A 17,296-nucleotide genomic window follows, 5' to 3' on the forward strand; every position below is an offset into this window, starting at 1 on the left:
AAAAACCTCGGCCTTAGACGGCCAACAGGTCCTTTTCCTTGGCTTTGTACGCGGCGTCGACTTCGGCGACGAACTTGTCGGTCAGCTTCTGGATTTCGTCAGCGGCGCGACGCTCTTCGTCTTCGCTGATTTCCTTGTCCTTGGTCAGCTTCTTCAAGTCGGCAAGGGCATCGCGACGCACGTTGCGCACGGCAACCTTGGCATCTTCGGCAACGCCGCTGGCCTGCTTGGTGTAACCCTTGCGGGTTTCCTCGGTCAGGGCCGGCATCGGTACACGGATGGTGGTACCGGCGCTGGACGGGTTCAGGCCCAGGTCGGAGGTCAGGATGGCCTTCTCGATGGCTGCGCTGAGGTTCTTGTCGTGCGCGACGATCTTCAGGGTGCGGGCATCTTCGACGGTGATCGCGGCCACCTGGTTCAGCGGCATGTCGCTACCCCAGGCCGGGACCTTGACGCTGTCCAGGATGCTTGGGTGGGCACGGCCGGTGCGGATGGCAGCCAGGTGGCGACCCAGCGCCTCGATGGACTTGCCCATGCGGTCCTGGGCGTCTTTCTTGATGTCGTTGATCATTTCTGAACTTCCTCGATCAGGGTTCCTTCAGCGCCGCCGTGCACGATGTTCAGCAGGGCGCCAGGCTTATTCATGTTGAAGACGCGCAGCGGCATCTTGTGGTCGCGGCACAGACAGATTGCCGTCAGGTCCATCACACCCAGCTTGCGATCCAGCACTTCATCGTAGGTCAGATGATCGAACTTCTCGGCATGCGGGTCTTTGAATGGATCTGCAGTGTATACACCATCGACCTTGGTTGCTTTCAATACTACGTCGGCATCGATTTCGATGGCGCGCAGGCAAGCGGCAGAGTCGGTGGTAAAGAACGGGTTGCCGGTGCCGGCGGCGAAGATCACGACTTCTTTCGCGTTCAGGTGGCGCATGGCTTTGCGGCGATCATAGTGATCGGTCACACCGACCATGGAGATTGCCGACATGACGATGGCGGTGATGTTCGCACGCTCCAGCGCGTCGCGCATGGCCAGGGCGTTCATCACGGTTGCCAGCATGCCCATGTGGTCGCCGGTGACACGGTCCATGCCGGCTGCACTGAGCGCCGCACCACGGAACAGGTTGCCGCCACCGATCACCAGACCGACCTGGACACCGATACCGACCAGCTGGCCAACTTCCAGCGCCATGCGATCCAGGACCTTGGGGTCGATCCCGAACTCTTCCGAGCCCATCAGGGCCTCGCCGCTCAGTTTGAGTAGAATGCGTTTATAGCGAGCCTGATAACCACTGCCCTGCTGAGCCATTGCGAATCTCTCCTGCGGCGTTTGTAAAATTCTGGCGGGCTGTTTCAGCCTGCGCGTAACTCTAGCGTGACGCAGCTTCTGCGTCAGCGAGCAGCGGTTGGGTAAACCGCTGCCGCTTTGACAAAGAGGCTGCGCGCGTGAGCGGGCAGCCTCTTTGGGGCGACAGACGAGTCTGTCTTACTGCTTGGCAGCAGCCAGCTGAGCAGCAACTTCTTCAGCGAAGTTGTCGACTGGCTTCTCGATGCCTTCGCCTACTTTGAAGTAGGTGAAGGAAACGATTTCAGCACCGGCTTTCTTGGCCAGCTCGCCAACTTTGACTTCCGGGTTCATGACGAAGGCCTGCTCTTTCAGCGAGGCTTCGGCCTTGAACTTGGAAATGCGGCCGTTGACCATGTTCTCAACGATATTTTCCGGCTTGCCGGCGATCTTGTCGGCGTTCAGCTGCAGGAAGACGTTCTTCTCGCGCTCGATGGCCTCGGCGGAGATTTCCGACGCATCCAGGAACTCTGGGTTCGAAGCTGCAACGTGCATGGCGATGTTCTTGGCCAGCTCGATGTCGCCGCCTTTCAGGACAACGACAGCACCGATCTTGTTGCCGTGCAGGTAGGCACCGACAACGTCACCCTCAACGCGCACCAGGCGACGGATGTTGACGTTCTCGCCGCACTTGGCAACCAGGGCTTCACGAGCGGCTTCGCGGGAAGCGATCAGCGGAGCGGCTTCGGTCAGCTTCTGAGCGAAGGCTTCTTCAACGCTTTCAGCGACGAAGTTCTTGAAGTCGTCTTGCAGGGCCAGGAAGTCGGTCTGCGAGTTCACTTCCAGCAGAACGGCGGCTTTACCGTCGGTCTTGACGGCGATAGCGCCTTCAGCGGCAACGTTGCCGGCTTTCTTGGCGGCCTTGATGGCGCCCGAAGCACGCATGTCGTCGATGGCTTTTTCGATGTCGCCGCCGGCCTTTTCCAGGGCCTTCTTGCAATCCATCATGCCTTCGCCGGTACGCTCGCGCAGTTCTTTGACCAGCGCTGCAGTAATTGCTGCCATTTCAAAATCCTCTTGGAAAGTTTTTCAACCATTCCACCCGCTCTTCACGGGCGTTAAATTCTGCAAATCCGCTGCTTTTATGCATCAGCGCGCCCATGATGCGGGGCCGTTGCTGACAGCAGGATTTCAAGGTGGCAAAAAGGGGGCCTAGCCCCCTTTTTGCGTGCCAAGTAGACGCTAAGCGTCAATTACTCAGCAGCAGGTGCAGCCGCTTCTTCAACGTAGACTTCGGTGCCGCCAGCAACGTTGTTGCGGCCGCGGATGACGGCGTCAGCCATCGAAGTCATGTACAGCTCGATGGCGCGGATGGCGTCGTCGTTACCTGGAATGACGTAGTCAACGCCTTCTGGGCTGCTGTTGGTATCGACAACGCCGATAACCGGGATGCCCAGCTTGTTGGCTTCGGTGATCGCGATGCGCTCGTGATCAACGTCGATAACGAACAGTGCGTCAGGCAGACCGCCCATGTCCTTGATACCACCCAGGCTGCGGTCCAGTTTTTCCAGATCGCGCGAACGCATCAGGGCTTCTTTCTTGGTCAGCTTGGCGAAGGTGCCATCTTCGGCCTGGACTTCCAGGTCGCGCAGACGCTTGATCGAAGCACGAATGGTCTTGTAGTTGGTCAGCATGCCGCCCAACCAGCGGTGGTCAACGTATGGCGAACCGCAACGAGCTGCTTGCTCGGCGACGATCTTGCCGGCGGAACGCTTGGTGCCGACGAACATGATCTTGTTCTTGCCCTGGGCCAGGCGCTCGACGAACGACAGAGCGTCGTTGAACATCGGCAGGGTTTTTTCCAGGTTGATGATGTGGATCTTGTTGCGCGCGCCGAAAATGTACTTGCCCATTTTCGGGTTCCAGTAACGGGTCTGGTGGCCGAAGTGCACACCGGCCTTCAGCATATCGCGCATGTTGACTTGGGACATGATAGTTCCTTGATAAGTCGGGTTGGGCCTCCACGCATCCCAATGACCAACCCGCGAATCCGTGGATTCGGAGCACCCAGGTCATCGTGTCGACACGTGTGTGGGTTTGAGCTTACGGAGGTCATCCCCCGAAAGCGGCGCATTTTATACCACAGAGTACGAACGAACGGAACCCGCATGATGCTTCGTCCGTCAGCGGCTTTTGCAGCGGCCCCGCTTTGGGGCCAGAATGCCTTCAATAGACCGCCGGAACTACCGGTTTATCCCGACAGATCGCCACCGCGCTCTGTTAGAATCCGGCCTTTCCCGTTTGTTTGCGCCGTACCCGGTGCCGTAGAGAGCCTGTTCATGACCGTTACCATCAAGACTGCAGAAGACATCGAAAAGATGCGCATTGCCGGCCGCCTGGCCGCCGAAGTGCTGGAAATGATCGAAGCGCACGTCAAGCCCGGTGTCACCACCGAAGAGCTCGACCGCCTGTGCCATGACTACATCGTCAACGTCCAGCAGGCGATCCCGGCGCCGCTCAACTACAAAGGCTTCCCCAAGTCGATCTGCACCTCGATCAACCACGTGGTGTGCCACGGCATCCCCAACGAGAAGCCGCTCAAGGACGGTGACACCATCAACATCGACGTCACCGTGATCAAGGACGGCTACCACGGCGACACCAGCCGCATGTTCCACGTCGGCACCGTCGCGCCGTGGGCCGAACGCCTGTCGCAGGTCACCCAGGAGTGCCTGTACAAGGCCATCGAGCTGGTCAAGCCGGGCTGCCGCCTGGGCGACATCGGCGAAGTGATCCAGAAACATGCCGAGAAGAACGGTTTCTCGGTGGTCCGCGAGTTCTGCGGCCACGGCATCGGCAAGGTGTTCCACGAAGAGCCGCAGATCCTGCACTACGGTCGCGCCGGCACCGGCATGGAGCTCAAGGAAGGCATGACCTTCACCATCGAGCCGATGATCAACCAGGGCAAGGCCGACACCAAGGTACTGGGCGACGGCTGGACCGCCATCACCAAGGACCGCAAGCTCTCCGCCCAGTGGGAACACACCCTGGTGGTGACCGCCACCGGCTACGAGGTGTTCACCCTGCGCAAGGACGACACCCTGCCGCGCACCTCGGCCTGATCTTCATACACAGGAACGCGACTCGATGCCCCAGGTGGATCCCGAGCTGTTCGACCGTGGCCAGTTCCAGGCGGAACTGGCCCTCAAGGCAAGCCCCATCGCCGCTTTCAAGAAAGCCATTCGCATGGCCGGCGAGGTGCTCGACAAGCGTTTCCGTGAAGGCCGCGAGATTCGCCGGCTGATCGAGGACCGCGCCTGGTTCGTCGACAACATCCTGCAGCAGGCCTGGCAGCAGTTCAGCTGGGGCCCGGTGGACGGCATCGCCCTGGTGGCGGTCGGCGGCTACGGGCGTGGCGAGCTGCACCCCTGGTCGGACATCGACCTGCTGATCCTGCTCGACGCCGCCGAGCACGAGCAGTACCGCGACGCCATCGAGCGCTTCCTCACCCTGCTGTGGGACATCGGCCTGGAAGTCGGCCAGAGCGTGCGCACCGTGGACGAGTGCGCCGAGCAGGCCCGGGCCGACCTCACGGTCATCACCAACCTGATGGAAAGCCGCACCATTGCCGGCCCCGAGCCGCTGCGCCAGCGCATGCTGGAAGTCACCAGCACCGCGCACATGTGGCCGAGCAAGGAGTTCTTCCTGGCCAAGCGCGCCGAACTCAAGGCGCGCCACCACAAGTACAACGACACCGAGTACAACCTCGAGCCCAATGTCAAAGGTGGGCCCGGCGGCCTGCGCGACATCCAGACCGTGCTATGGGTGGCTCGTCGCCAGTACGGCACCCTGAACCTGCACGCGCTGGCCGGCGAGGGCTTCCTGCTGGAGAGCGAGAACGAGTTGCTGGCCTCGTCGCAGGCCTTCCTCTGGCGCGTGCGCTACGCCCTGCACATGCTCGCCGGGCGCGCCGAAGATCGCCTGCTGTTCGACCACCAGCGCAGCATCGCCACGTTGCTGGGCTACAGCGACGAAAACCCCAAGCGCGCCATCGAGCAGTTCATGCAGCAGTACTACCGGGTGGTGATGAGCATCAGCCAGTTGTGCGACCTGATCATCCAGCACTTCGAGGAAGTGATCCTCGCCGATGACGACAGTGGCAGCACCACACCGCTCAATGCCCGCTTCCGCCTGCACGACGGCTATATAGAAGCCGTAAGCCCCAACGTGTTCCGCCGCACCCCGTTCGCCATGCTCGAGATCTTCGTGCTGATGGCCCAACACCCCGAAATCAAGGGGGTACGCGCCGACACCGTGCGCCTGCTGCGCGAACACCGCCACCTGATCGACGACAAGTTCCGCCACGACATTCGCAACACCAGCCTGTTCATCGAGTTGTTCAAGTGCGAGATCGGCATCCACCGCAACCTGCGACGGATGAACCGCTACGGCATTCTCGGCCGCTACCTGCCGGAATTCGGCCTGATCGTCGGGCAGATGCAGCACGACCTGTTCCACATTTATACGGTCGACGCGCACACCCTCAACCTGATCAAGCACCTGCGCAAACTGCAGTACACCCCGGTGTCGGAAAAATTCCCGCTGGCCAGCAAGCTCATGGGCCGCCTGCCCAAACCCGAGCTGATCTACCTGGCCGGGCTGTACCATGACATCGGCAAGGGCCGCCAGGGCGACCACTCCGAGCTGGGCGCCGTCGACGCGCAAGCGTTCTGCGAGCGCCACCAGCTACCCGCCTGGGACAGCCGCCTGATCGTCTGGCTGGTGCTGAACCACCTGGTGATGTCCACCACCGCCCAGCGCAAGGACCTCTCCGACCCACAGGTGATCAACGATTTCGCCCTGCATGTCGGCGACGAGACACGCCTGGACTACCTCTACGTGCTGACCGTGGCCGACATCAACGCCACCAACCCCAGCCTGTGGAACTCCTGGCGTGCCAGCCTGCTGCGCCAGCTCTACACCGAGACCAAGCGCGCGCTGCGCCGCGGCCTGGAAAACCCGCTGGACCGCGAAGAGCAGATTCGTCAGACGCAAACCGCTGCACTGGACATCCTGGTGCGCGAGGGCACCGATCCGGACGACGTGGAGCAGCTCTGGTCGCAGCTAGGCGATGACTATTTCCTCAAGCACAACGCCGCCGACGTGGCCTGGCACTCCGACGCGATCCTTCAGCAGCCGGCCGATGGCGGCCCGCTGGTGCTGATCAAGGAGACCACCCAGCGCGAGTTCGAGGGCGGCACGCAGATCTTCATCTACGCCCCCGACCAGCACGACTTCTTCGCCGTGACCGTCGCCGCGATGTCGCAGCTCAACCTGAACATCCATGACGCGCGCATCATCACTTCGAGCAGCCAGTTCACCCTCGACACCTACATCGTGCTCGACAACGACGGCGGCTCGATCGGCAACAACCCGCAGCGGGTCAAACAGATCCGCGACGGCCTGACCGAAGCCCTGCGCAACCCCGAGGACTACCCGACCATCATCCAGCGCCGGGTGCCGCGCCAGCTCAAGCATTTCGACTTTCCACCCCAGGTGACCATCCTCAACGACGCCCAGCGCCCGGTGACCATCCTCGAGATCACCGCCCCCGACCGCCCTGGCTTGCTGGCACGGATCGGGCGGATTTTCCTGGAGTTCGACCTGTCGCTGCAAAACGCCAAGATCGCCACCCTGGGCGAACGCGTGGAAGACGTGTTCTTCATCACCGATGCCGACAACCAGCCGCTGTCCGACCCGCAGCTGTGCAGCCGCCTGCAGGAAGCCATCGTCCAGCAGCTGCAGGCCGGCCAGGCCAGCGACGCCAGCCCTACCCGCATGACCTTTTGACGATTACGAGACCTTGCGCCGATGAACCATGCCTTGACCCAGCTTCAGCCCTACCCGTTCGAGAAACTGCGCGCCCTGCTGGGCACCGTACAACCGGCAGCGGACAAACGCGCCATCGCCCTGTCGATCGGTGAGCCGAAGCATGCATCGCCGGCATTCGTCGCCCAAGCCATGGCCGACAACCTCGACAAGCTGGCGGTGTACCCGAGCACGATCGGCCTGCCCGCCCTGCGCCAGGCCATCGGCCAGTGGTGTGAGCGGCGTTTCGGCGTGCCGGCCGGCTGGCTCGATGCCGACCGCCACATCCTGCCGGTCAACGGCACCCGCGAGGCGCTGTTCGCCTTCACCCAGGCCGTTGTCAACCGTGCCGATGACGGCCTGGTGGTCAGCCCCAACCCGTTCTACCAGATCTACGAAGGCGCGGCGCTGCTGGCCGGCGCCACCCCGCATTACCTGCCGTGCCTGGAAAGCAACGGCTTCAACCCCGACTTCGACGCCGTGCCGGCCGAAGTGTGGAAGCGCTGCCAGATCCTGTTCCTGTGCTCGCCGGGCAACCCCACCGGTGCGCTGGTGCCGATGGACACCCTGAAGAAGCTGATCGCCCTGGCCGACGAGCACGATTTCGTGATCGCCGCCGACGAGTGCTACAGCGAGCTGTACTTCGACGAAGACGCACCGCCACCGGGCCTGCTGAGCGCCTGCGCGGAGCTGGGCCGCAGTGACTTCAAGCGCTGCGTGGTGTTCCACAGCCTGTCCAAGCGCTCCAACCTGCCAGGCCTGCGCTCGGGCTTCGTCGCCGGCGATGCCAGCATCATCAAGCCGTTCTTGCTGTACCGCACCTACCACGGCTGCGCCATGCCCGTGCAGACCCAACTGGCCAGCGTCGCCGCCTGGCAGGACGAGGCCCATGTGCGCGAGAACCGCGACCAGTACCGCGCCAAGTACGATGCCGTGCTCGACATCCTGCAGCCGGTGATGGACGTTCAGCGCCCGGACGGCAGCTTCTACCTGTGGGCCAAGGTGCCGGGCAGCGACGATGCCGCCTTCACCCGCGACCTGTTCGAAGCCGAGCACGTGACCGTGGTGCCGGGCTCGTACCTGTCTCGCGAAGTGGATGGCGTCAACCCGGGTGCCGGGCGCGTGCGCATGGCGCTGGTCGCGCCGCTGGCTGAGTGCATCGAAGCGGCGGAGCGGATCCGCACCTTCCTGCAGCGCCGTTGATCGTACGGGGCCGCGATTCGTCACTGCGACAAGCCGGCTCCCGCCAGGCTCGCCCCTTCCAAAGGCCAGCGCTGTACCTGTGGGAGCGGGCTTGCCCGCGAACGCGGGTGCGGCCCGTGCCAGGCAGCTGCGCCCCGGCCGGCTAGCGAACCTGCCCCAGCTTCGCCTCGCTCAGGTCCAGTTCACCCAGCACCTGACGCACCACCTCATCCCCCACGCGATGCTGACGATGTAAGTTGTACAGCTCCAGCCGCTGGGCGCGCAGTGCCCGCACGCGCAGGCGACGCTCCAGCAGGTCCATCTGCTCGGCCAGGGCACGGGCCTCAGCGCTGTCGTTGTAACTGTCGAGCTCATCCCGGTACTCAGCCATCAACCGCGCCTTGAGCTCGACCGCCAAGGCGGCCTGGGCGGCGTCCTGCGGTGCATTGGTGTCGATCACTTCTTCGGCTTCCAGCGCATGGATCGCCGCCTCGACAGTGCGCCTCCAGGCTTCCTGCACCTCTTGATGCAGCCGCTCATCCGGGCTCTTGGTCACACCGCGCAGCAGGATGGGCAAGGCAATCACGGCACTGACCAGCGACAACAGAATCACCCCCGCGGCAATGAAGATCAGCAGGTCACGCTCAGGGAAGGCCTGCCCGGCCCCGATCAGCAACGGAATCGACATCACGCCGGCCAAGGTCACCGCCCCGCGTACCCCACCCAGGGTCAACAGCCAGCACGACCGCGCGGTCGGCATCAGCACCAGCGCCGGCTTGCCGCGCCAGCGCCGCACCACGCCAATGGCACGCCAGATGCTCTGCACCCAGACGAAGCGCAGCAACACAAGCGCGGCGAAAATCGCCAACACGTCCAGACAACGCCAGGCCAACGCCGGCCAGACGGTCGGCTCATGGCTGACCACCGCCTTGATGATGTCTGGCAATTGCAGGCCCAGCAGCAGGAAAATCAGGCCATTGAAGGCGAATTCGAGCAACGACCAGACACTGCGGTTGAGCAGGCGCGTGCTGGTCTGGCGTGGCAGCAGGTCGAGCCAGCTCTGCATCATGCCGGCGGCCACCGCCGAAAGAATGCCCGACACCCCAAGGCGCTCGGCCAGTACATAGGCGGCGAACGGCAACAGCAGCATGAACACCACGTGGGTGGCCGGGTCGTCCCAGCCGCGGGTGATCATCCACATGCGCAGGCGCCCCACCAGCCAGCTCAGCACCACCCCCACCGCCAGGCCGCCAAGGGCGACAAGGACGAAGGTGAGGCTGGCTTCGGTCAGCGAGAACACCCCGGTGATGGCCGCGACCAGGGCGAACTTGAAGGTCACCAGGCCCGAGGCGTCGTTCATCAGCGCCTCGCCCTGGAGCATGTGCATCAACGGCGTGGGCAAGCGATCCTGGGCGATGGCCGAGACCGCCACGGCATCGGTGGGCGACAACACCGCCGCCAGGGCGAAGGCGACAGCCAAGGGGATACTCGGCAGCAACCAGTGGATGAAGTAACCGGCGCCGACCACGGTGAACAGCACCAGCCCCACCGCCAGCGCCACCACCGGCCCGCGGATGCGCCACAGCTCGCGCTTGGGCATGCGCCAGCCATCGGCGAACAGTAGCGGCGGCAGGAACAGGAACAGGAACAGTTCCGGGTCCAGCGCCACGTGCAGGCCCAGGGTGGGCCAGGCCAGCAAGGCGCCTGCGCCGATCTGCACCAACGGCAACGGCAGCGGCACCACCCGCCCCACCAGTTTCGACAGGCTCACCAGCATCAGCAGGATTAGGACGGTATAGGCTGACTGCATCGGCAAAGCTTCCTGTGTAATCGAAACAACGACAGCGGGGGCGAAACATCGCCTTTGAAACAATATGTTAGCGGCGACCGGCTATGCTGGACCGCTCCACGATAGTCGCAGCCAGGCCAAGAATATGTAACACAATGCTACCCATACGCGAATGACACACCTCAAGCCGTGCCTTCTGGCCCGCAGCCGTGGCGCCAGCACCCTTGATATCGCATAATCGCCCCCACCCAGTTTTCAAGGAGCATCGGGGACGCCCGGCCAGGCCCGGCAGCCCCAGGCATTCAATGGCTTACACTCTCTACGGCATCAAAGCCTGCGACACCATGAAAAAGGCGCGTACCTGGCTCGAAGACAAGGCCATCGCCTACGAATTCCACGATTACAAAACCCAAGGCATCGACCGTGACAGCCTGAACCGCTGGTGCGACGAACACGGCTGGGAAATCATCCTCAACCGTGCCGGCACCACGTTCCGCAAGCTGGACGACGCCAGCAAGGCAGACCTCGACCAGGCCAAGGCCGTCGAGCTGATGCTGGCCCAGCCGTCGATGATCAAACGCCCGGTGCTGGACCTTGGCGCGCGTACCCTGGTCGGCTTCAAGCCCGACCTGTACGCCGCTGCCCTGGCCTGAGCCCCTACCCTATTTCGCACGAGGTAATCACATGTCCAATACCCTGTTCAGCCTGGCCTTCGGTGTCGGCACCCAGAACCGCCAGGGCGCCTGGCTGGAAGTCTTCTACGCGCAGCCTTTGCTCCACCCATCCTCCGAGCTGGTCGCCGCCATCGCGCCGATCCTTGGTTATGAAGGTGGCAACCAGGCCATCGCCTTCAGCAACGCCCAGGCCGCGCAGCTGGCCGAGGCCCTGAAAGGCGTCGATGCAGCCCAGGCCGCCCTGCTGACCCGCCTGGCCGAGAGCCACAAGCCACTGGTCGCCACCGTGCTGGCCGAAGACGGTGCCCTGGCGTCCACCCCAGAGGCGTACCTCAAGCTGCACCTGCTGTCGCACCGCCTGGTCAAGCCACACGGCGTCTCGCTGGCCGGCATCTTCCCGCTGCTGCCGAACGTGGCCTGGACCAACCAGGGCGCGGTCGACCTGGCCGAGCTGGCCGAACTGCAACTGGAAGCGCGCCTGAAGGGCGAGCTGCTGGAAGTGTTCTCGGTGGACAAGTTCCCGAAGATGACCGACTACGTCGTGCCAGCCGGCGTGCGCATCGCCGATGCGGCCCGTGTGCGTCTGGGCGCCTACATCGGCGAAGCCACTACCATCATGCACGAAGGCTTCGTCAACTTTAACGCCGGCACCGAAGGCCCGGGCATGATCGAAGGCCGCGTCTCCGCTGGCGTATTCGTCGGCAAGGGCTCGGACCTGGGCGGCGGCTGCTCGACCATGGGCACCCTGTCCGGTGGCGGCAACATCGTCATCAAGGTCGGTGAAGGCTGCCTGATCGGCGCCAACGCCGGTATCGGCATCCCGCTGGGTGATCGCAACACCGTGGAAGCCGGCCTGTACATCACCGCCGGTACCAAGGTGAACCTGCTGGACGAGAACAACCAGCTGGTCAAGGTGGTCAAGGCCCGTGACCTGGCCGGCCAGACCGACCTGCTGTTCCGCCGCAATTCGCTCAACGGCGCAGTGGAGTGCAAGACCCACAAGTCGGCCATCGAGCTGAACGAGGCGCTGCACGCCCACAACTGAGAACCTGCGGGTTCGAAGTGATAAGATCGGGGCTGGCCGCAAGGCCCGCCCCGATTTTTCATTCCAGGCCCCGCGAACATGTTCCAGCCCTCCCCCTGGCGTGCCGACTTCCCCGCCATCGCCGCCCTGCAACGCCAGCACCAGACCTACCTGGACAGCGCCGCGACCACCCAGAAGCCACAGGCCCTGATCGACGCCCTGAGCCATTACTACGGCCATGGCGCGGCCAATGTGCACCGTGCCCAGCACCTGCCCGGCGCCCTCGCCACCCAAGCCTTCGAAGGTACCCGCGACAAAGTTGCCGCTTGGCTCAACGCGGGCAGTTCCCAGCAGATCGTCTTCACCCACGGCGCCACCTCGGCACTCAACCTGCTGGCCTACGGCCTGGAACACCGCTTCGAAGCCGGCGACGAGATCGCCGTCAGCGCCCTGGAACACCACGCCAATCTGCTGCCGTGGCAGCAGCTGGCGCAGCGACGCCACCTGCGCCTGGTGGTGTTGCCGGTGAATGAACACGGCCATGTCGATCTGGACCAGGCCCTGCAGTTAATCGGCCCACGGACTCGCCTGCTCGCCATCAGCCAGCTGTCCAACGTGCTCGGCACCTGGCAACCCCTGGCCCCCCTGCTGGCGCACGCCCAGGCCCAAGGTGCGCTGACCGTGGTCGACGGCGCCCAGGGCGTGGTGCATGGCCGCCACGATGTGCAGCAGCTGGGCTGCGACTTCTACGTGTTCTCCAGCCACAAACTGTACGGCCCCGACGGTGTCGGCGTGCTGTATGGCCGGCACCAGGCCCTGGCGCTGCTGCGCCACTGGCAGTTCGGTGGCGAAATGGTGCAACTGGCTGAGTACCAGAGCGCCAGTTTCCGCCCCGCGCCGCTGGGCTTCGAGGCCGGTACACCGCCAATCGCCAGTGTGATCGCCCTGGGGGCGACCCTGGATTACCTGGCCAGCCTCGATGGCGAGGCCGTCACTCGCCATGAAGCCGGCCTGCACCAGCAACTGCTGCGAGGCCTGGGGGATCGCGAAGGTATTCGCGTGCTGGGTTCACCACAGGCAGCGCTGGCCAGCTTCATCATCGAAGGCGTGCACAACGCCGATATCGCCCACCTGCTGACCGAACAAGGCATCGCCGTGCGTGCCGGGCATCATTGCGCCATGCCGTTGCTCAAGGGCATGGGGCTGGAGGGTGCGATTCGCGTATCGCTGGGGCTGTACAACGACAGCGATGACCTGCAGCGCTTCTTCGACGCGCTCGACCAAGGCCTGGAGCTGCTGCGATGAGCCTGTCGGTCGAGGCCAGCCAGGCGCTGGAGAGCTTCGAGCAGGCCCGTGGCTGGGAGCAGCGGGCACGCCTGCTGATGCAGTGGGGGGATCGGCTGCAAGCGCTGGAGGACAGTGAGAAGACCGAGGCCAACCGGGTGCATGGGTGCGAGAGCCTGGTGTGGCTGGTGGCGGCGCAAGAAAACGGCCAGTGGCGGTTCAAGGCCAGCAGCGATGCGCGGCTGTTGCGCGGTTTGCTGGCGCTGTTGCTGGTCAGGGTCCAGGGGCTGGCCAGTGATGAATTGGCCAAGGTGGATCTGGGCGACTGGTTCAGCCAACTGGGGTTGGAGCGCCAGTTGTCGCCCTCGCGCAGCAATGGGCTGCATGCGGTGTTGCAGCGGATGGCTGAGCTCCAGCGCTAAAACCATCGCGGGGCAAGCCCGCTCCCACAAGCACCACCAAGGCAACGTGGGAGCGGGCTTGCCCCGCGATGGCCTATCCAGCCTTGACCCGCTCCGCTGGCCGCCGCGCGCCGGCAACGAGCTTCTCCACCGCCTTGCTCGCCGCCACCATGCCGAACGTCGCGGTCACCATCATCACCGCGCCAAAACCGCCCGAACAATCCAAGCGCACGCCTTCACCGACGAAGCTCTTCTGCAGGCACACGCTGCCATCGCCCTTGGGGTAGCGCAGCTGTTCGCTGGAGAACACGCAGGGCACCTGGTAGTTGCGGCTGGTGTTGCGCGAGAAGTTGTAATCCCGGCGCAGGGTCGAGCGCACCCGCGAGGCCAGCGGGTCGTTGAACGTCTTGTTCAGGTCGCCAATCTGGATGCGCGTCGGGTCGATCTGCCCACCCGCGCCACCCGTGGTGATGATGGCGATCTTGCGCCGCTTGCACCAGGCAATCAGTGCGGCCTTGGCCATCACGCTGTCGATGCAGTCGATCACGCAATCCATCTGCTCGGTGATGTACTCGGCCATGGTCTCGCGGGTGACGAAGTCGGCCACCGCGTGCACCGTGCAGGCCGGGTTGATCGCCCGCAGGCGTTCGGCCATCACTTCGACCTTGGGCCGCCCCACCTGGCCGTCCAGCGCATGGGCCTGGCGGTTGGTATTGCTGACGCAGACATCGTCGAGGTCGAACAGGCTGATCTCACCCACACCGCTGCGTGCCAGGGCCTCGGCCGCCCACGAGCCCACCCCGCCGATGCCGACGATGGCCACATGGGCCTGGCGCAGGCGTTGCAGCCCGTCATCGCCGTACAGCCGGGCGACGCCGGCAAAGCGTGGATCTTCTGTGCTCATGTTCGTACCCCAGGCCAATACCTCGAAAATCGGCGCGCAGTATAAGCCAAGCGCCTGGATTAAGGGCTGCCGTTGGCAAGTGTCCTACCAAGCCTGCTTTAATGTTCTATCAGACAAAAAGATCTGGACGACAATCAGGCGGCCACAGAACTTCATCCTCTGTCGAAAATCCAACGGATTGCCTTCTTCGGTAAGCGTAGGACCGACGCACCGGAGACACTGCCCCGCCCTCAGCTTCGGAACCTCGAACCCTTATGTCATCACGCAAATTCGGCCTCAACCTGGTGGTGGTCCTGGCCATCGCCGCGCTGTTCAGCGGGTTCTGGGCGCTCATCAACCGCCCGGTGTCCGCCCCTGCCTGGCCGGAGCAGATCTCCGGTTTTTCCTACTCGCCGTTCCGCCTCGGTGAAAGCCCGCAAAAGGGCCAGTACCCGACCGAGGACGAGATTCGCCAGGACCTGGAACAGCTGAACAAGCTGACCGACAACATCCGCATCTATACCGTCGAAGGCACCCAGGCCGAGGTGCCACGGCTGGCTGAGGAACTGGGCCTGCGGGTTACCCTGGGCATCTGGATCAGCAAGGACCTGGAGCGCAACGAGCGTGAGATCGAAAAAGCCATCGGCCTGGCCAACACCTCGCGCAGTGTGGTGCGGGTGGTGGTGGGCAACGAAGCGCTGTTCCGCGAAGAGGTCACCCCCGAGGAACTGATCGCCTACCTCGACCGGGTGCGCAAGGCCGTGAAAGTGCCGGTGACCACCAGCGAACAGTGGCACATCTGGAAGGAACACCCCGAACTTGCCAAGCATGTCGACCTGATCGCCGCGCACATCCTGCCGTACTGGGAGTTCGTGCCGATGAAGGACTCGGTGCAGTTCGTCCTCGACCGCGCCCGCGAGCTGCGCAAGCAGTTCCCGCGCAAGCCGCTGCTGCTCTCGGAGGTCGGCTGGCCGAGCAATGGCCGCATGCGCGGCGGCGCCGACGCCACCCAGGCCGACCAGGCCATCTACCTGCGCACCCTGGTCAATACCCTCAACCGACGCGGCTACAACTACTTCGTCATCGAAGCCTACGACCAGCCGTGGAAAGCCAGCGACGAAGGCTCGGTGGGCGCGTACTGGGGCGTGTTCAACGCCGAGCGCCAGCAGAAGTTCAACTTCGAAGGCCCGATCGTCGCCATCCCGCAATGGCGCGCCCTGGCCGTGGCCTCGGTGGTGCTGGCGATGATCGCGCTCATGGTGCTGTTCATCGACGGCTCGGCGCTGCGCCAGCGCGGGCGCACCTTCCTGACCTTCATCACCTTCCTGTGCGGGTCGGTGCTGGTATGGATCGCCTACGACTACAGCCAGCAGTACAGCACCTGGTTCAGCATGACCGTGGGCGTGCTGCTGGCACTGGGTGCGCTGGGTGTGTTCATCGTGCTGCTGACCGAGGCCCATGAACTGGCCGAGGCCGTGTGGACACACAAGCGCAGGCGCGAATTCCTGCCGGTGCACGCCGACAGCGCCTATCGCCCGAAAGTGTCGGTGCATGTACCGTGCTACAACGAGCCGCCCGAGATGGTCAAACAGACCCTCGACGCCCTCGCCGCGCTGGACTACCCCGACTACGAAGTGCTGGTGATCGACAACAACACCAAGGACCCGGCCGTGTGGGAGCCGCTCAAGGCCCACTGTGAAAAGCTGGGCGAGCGCTTCAAGTTCTTCCACGTCGCGCCCCTGGCCGGCTTCAAGGGCGGCGCGCTCAACTACCTGATCCCGCACACCGCCAAGGACGCAGAGGTGATCGCGGTGATCGACTCGGACTACTGCGTCGACCGCAACTGGCTCAAGCACATGGTGCCGCACTTCGCCGACCCGAAGATCGCCGTGGTGCAGTCGCCCCAGGACTACCGCGACCAGCACGAAAGCGCCTTCAAGAAGCTGTGCTACAGCGAGTACAAGGGCTTCTTCCACATCGGCATGGTCACCCGCAACGACCGTGACGCAATCATCCAGCACGGCACCATGACCATGACCCGGCGTTCGGTGCTCGAAGAGCTGGGCTGGGCCGAATGGTGCATCTGCGAGGATGCCGAGCTGGGCCTGCGGGTGTTCGAGAAAGGCCTGTCGGCCGCCTACGCCCACAACAGCTACGGCAAGGGCCTGATGCCCGACACCTTCATCGACTTCAAGAAGCAGCGCTTCCGCTGGGCGTACGGTGCCATCCAGATCATCAAGCACCATGCCGGCGCACTGCTGCGCGGCAAGGGCAGCGAGCTGACCCGCGGCCAGCGCTATCACTTCCTGGCCGGCTGGCTGCCGTGGATCGCCGATGGCATGAACATCTTCTTCACCGTCGGTGCGCTGTTGTGGTCGGCGGCGATGATCATCGTGCCGCACCGGGTCGACCCGCCACTGATGATGTTCGCCATCCCGCCGCTGGCGCTGTTCTTCTTCAAGGTCGGCAAGATCGTGTTCCTCTACCGCCGTGCGGTGGGGGTGAACCTCAAGGATGCCTTCGCTGCCGCCCTGGCGGGCCTGGCGCTGTCGCACACCATCGCCAAGGCGGTGCTGTACGGCTTCTTCACCAGCAGCATGCCGTTCTTCCGTACGCCGAAGAACGCCGACAGCCACGGCCTGCTGGTGGCAATCTCCGAAGCGCGGGAAGAGCTGTTCATCATGTTGCTGCTGTGGGGCGCAGCCGGTGGGATCTACCTGGTACAGGGCCTGCCAAGCTCGGACATGCGCTTCTGGGTGGCCATGCTGCTGGTGCAGTCGCTGCCGTACCTGGCGGCGCTGATCATGGCGTTCCTGTCTTCGCTGCCCAAGCCCGCCGAGGCCAGCGAACCGGCCACCGCCGGCCAGGCCTGAACCTGAGGCGCCGATACCTTTGCGCGGTATC

14 protein-coding genes are annotated in these 17,296 nt (G+C 63.9%); 8 read left to right on the plus strand and 6 right to left on the minus strand.

Features of this window, described 5'->3' with window-relative positions:
* Positions 1-13 precede the first annotated feature (13 nt).
* The 4 genes from frr to rpsB form a co-directional block, all read right to left on the minus strand.
* The gene (gene frr, locus DM373_RS04485; RefSeq protein ID WP_110992421.1) at positions 14-571 is read right to left on the minus strand and encodes a ribosome recycling factor; all 558 of its coding nucleotides are present in this window, start codon (positions 569-571) and stop codon (positions 14-16) included.
* Positions 568-1,311 (minus strand): UMP kinase, encoded by a 744-nt coding sequence (pyrH, locus tag DM373_RS04490; protein WP_016392310.1) that lies wholly within the window; start codon positions 1,309-1,311, stop codon positions 568-570. Before pyrH ends, frr begins: the two co-directional genes overlap by 4 nt.
* Positions 1,312-1,488: 177 nt before the next feature.
* Entirely contained in the window at positions 1,489-2,352 is an 864-nt protein-coding gene (gene tsf, locus DM373_RS04495; protein WP_110992422.1) for a translation elongation factor Ts, read from the minus strand.
* Positions 2,353-2,540: 188 nt separating this feature from the next.
* A complete protein-coding gene (gene rpsB, locus DM373_RS04500) occupies positions 2,541-3,278 on the minus strand; it encodes a 30S ribosomal protein S2 (protein WP_110992423.1) in 738 nt (245 codons plus the stop codon).
* A 348-nt stretch (positions 3,279-3,626) separates the two neighbouring features.
* On the opposite strand from rpsB, the gene map reads away from it, so the two are divergent.
* From map to dapC, 3 genes are read left to right on the plus strand one after another with little or no spacing between them, the layout of a single operon-like run.
* On the plus strand, positions 3,627-4,409 hold the full coding sequence (gene map, locus DM373_RS04505; RefSeq protein WP_110992424.1) for a type I methionyl aminopeptidase: 783 nt from the start codon (positions 3,627-3,629) through the stop codon (positions 4,407-4,409).
* Positions 4,410-4,434: 25 nt separating this feature from the next.
* Entirely contained in the window at positions 4,435-7,137 is a 2,703-nt protein-coding gene (locus tag DM373_RS04510) for a [protein-PII] uridylyltransferase (protein WP_110992425.1), read from the plus strand.
* A 21-nt stretch (positions 7,138-7,158) separates the two neighbouring features.
* Positions 7,159-8,358: a succinyldiaminopimelate transaminase gene (gene dapC, locus DM373_RS04515; protein ID WP_110992426.1), complete on the plus strand. Its 1,200-nt coding sequence runs from the start codon at positions 7,159-7,161 to the stop codon at positions 8,356-8,358.
* 142 nt (positions 8,359-8,500) lie between these two features.
* On the opposite strand, the gene DM373_RS04520 is transcribed toward dapC, so the two are convergent.
* Positions 8,501-10,147, minus strand: a complete 1,647-nt coding sequence (locus DM373_RS04520; RefSeq protein ID WP_110992427.1) for a Na+/H+ antiporter — start codon at positions 10,145-10,147, stop codon at positions 8,501-8,503.
* A gap of 284 nt (positions 10,148-10,431) precedes the next feature.
* Between DM373_RS04520 and DM373_RS04525 the strand changes: the two genes are divergently transcribed.
* From DM373_RS04525 to DM373_RS04540, 4 genes are all read left to right on the plus strand, one after another.
* The gene (locus DM373_RS04525) at positions 10,432-10,779 is read left to right on the plus strand and encodes an ArsC family reductase (protein ID WP_110992428.1); all 348 of its coding nucleotides are present in this window, start codon (positions 10,432-10,434) and stop codon (positions 10,777-10,779) included.
* Between the two features lie 31 nt (positions 10,780-10,810).
* Positions 10,811-11,845: a 2,3,4,5-tetrahydropyridine-2,6-dicarboxylate N-succinyltransferase gene (dapD, locus tag DM373_RS04530; protein WP_110992429.1), complete on the plus strand. Its 1,035-nt coding sequence runs from the start codon at positions 10,811-10,813 to the stop codon at positions 11,843-11,845.
* A gap of 78 nt (positions 11,846-11,923) precedes the next feature.
* A complete protein-coding gene (locus DM373_RS04535) occupies positions 11,924-13,129 on the plus strand; it encodes a cysteine desulfurase (protein WP_110992430.1) in 1,206 nt (401 codons plus the stop codon).
* Positions 13,126-13,530, plus strand: a complete 405-nt coding sequence (locus tag DM373_RS04540; RefSeq protein ID WP_110992431.1) for a SufE family protein — start codon at positions 13,126-13,128, stop codon at positions 13,528-13,530. The genes DM373_RS04535 and DM373_RS04540 overlap by 4 nt, the downstream gene beginning before the upstream one ends.
* A gap of 73 nt (positions 13,531-13,603) precedes the next feature.
* Here the strand turns inward: DM373_RS04540 and tcdA are convergent, their stop codons facing one another.
* Entirely contained in the window at positions 13,604-14,413 is an 810-nt protein-coding gene (tcdA, locus tag DM373_RS04545; RefSeq protein ID WP_110992432.1) for a tRNA cyclic N6-threonylcarbamoyladenosine(37) synthase TcdA, read from the minus strand.
* Between the two features lie 254 nt (positions 14,414-14,667).
* Here tcdA and DM373_RS04550 point away from each other — a divergent pair, with 254 nt between their 5' ends.
* The gene (locus DM373_RS04550; RefSeq protein WP_110992433.1) at positions 14,668-17,265 is read left to right on the plus strand and encodes a glycosyltransferase; all 2,598 of its coding nucleotides are present in this window, start codon (positions 14,668-14,670) and stop codon (positions 17,263-17,265) included.
* The last annotated feature ends 31 nt before the right edge of the window (positions 17,266-17,296 follow it).

This window comes from Pseudomonas sichuanensis, from assembly GCF_003231305.1.
GTDB lineage: Bacteria > Pseudomonadota > Gammaproteobacteria > Pseudomonadales > Pseudomonadaceae > Aquipseudomonas > Aquipseudomonas sichuanensis.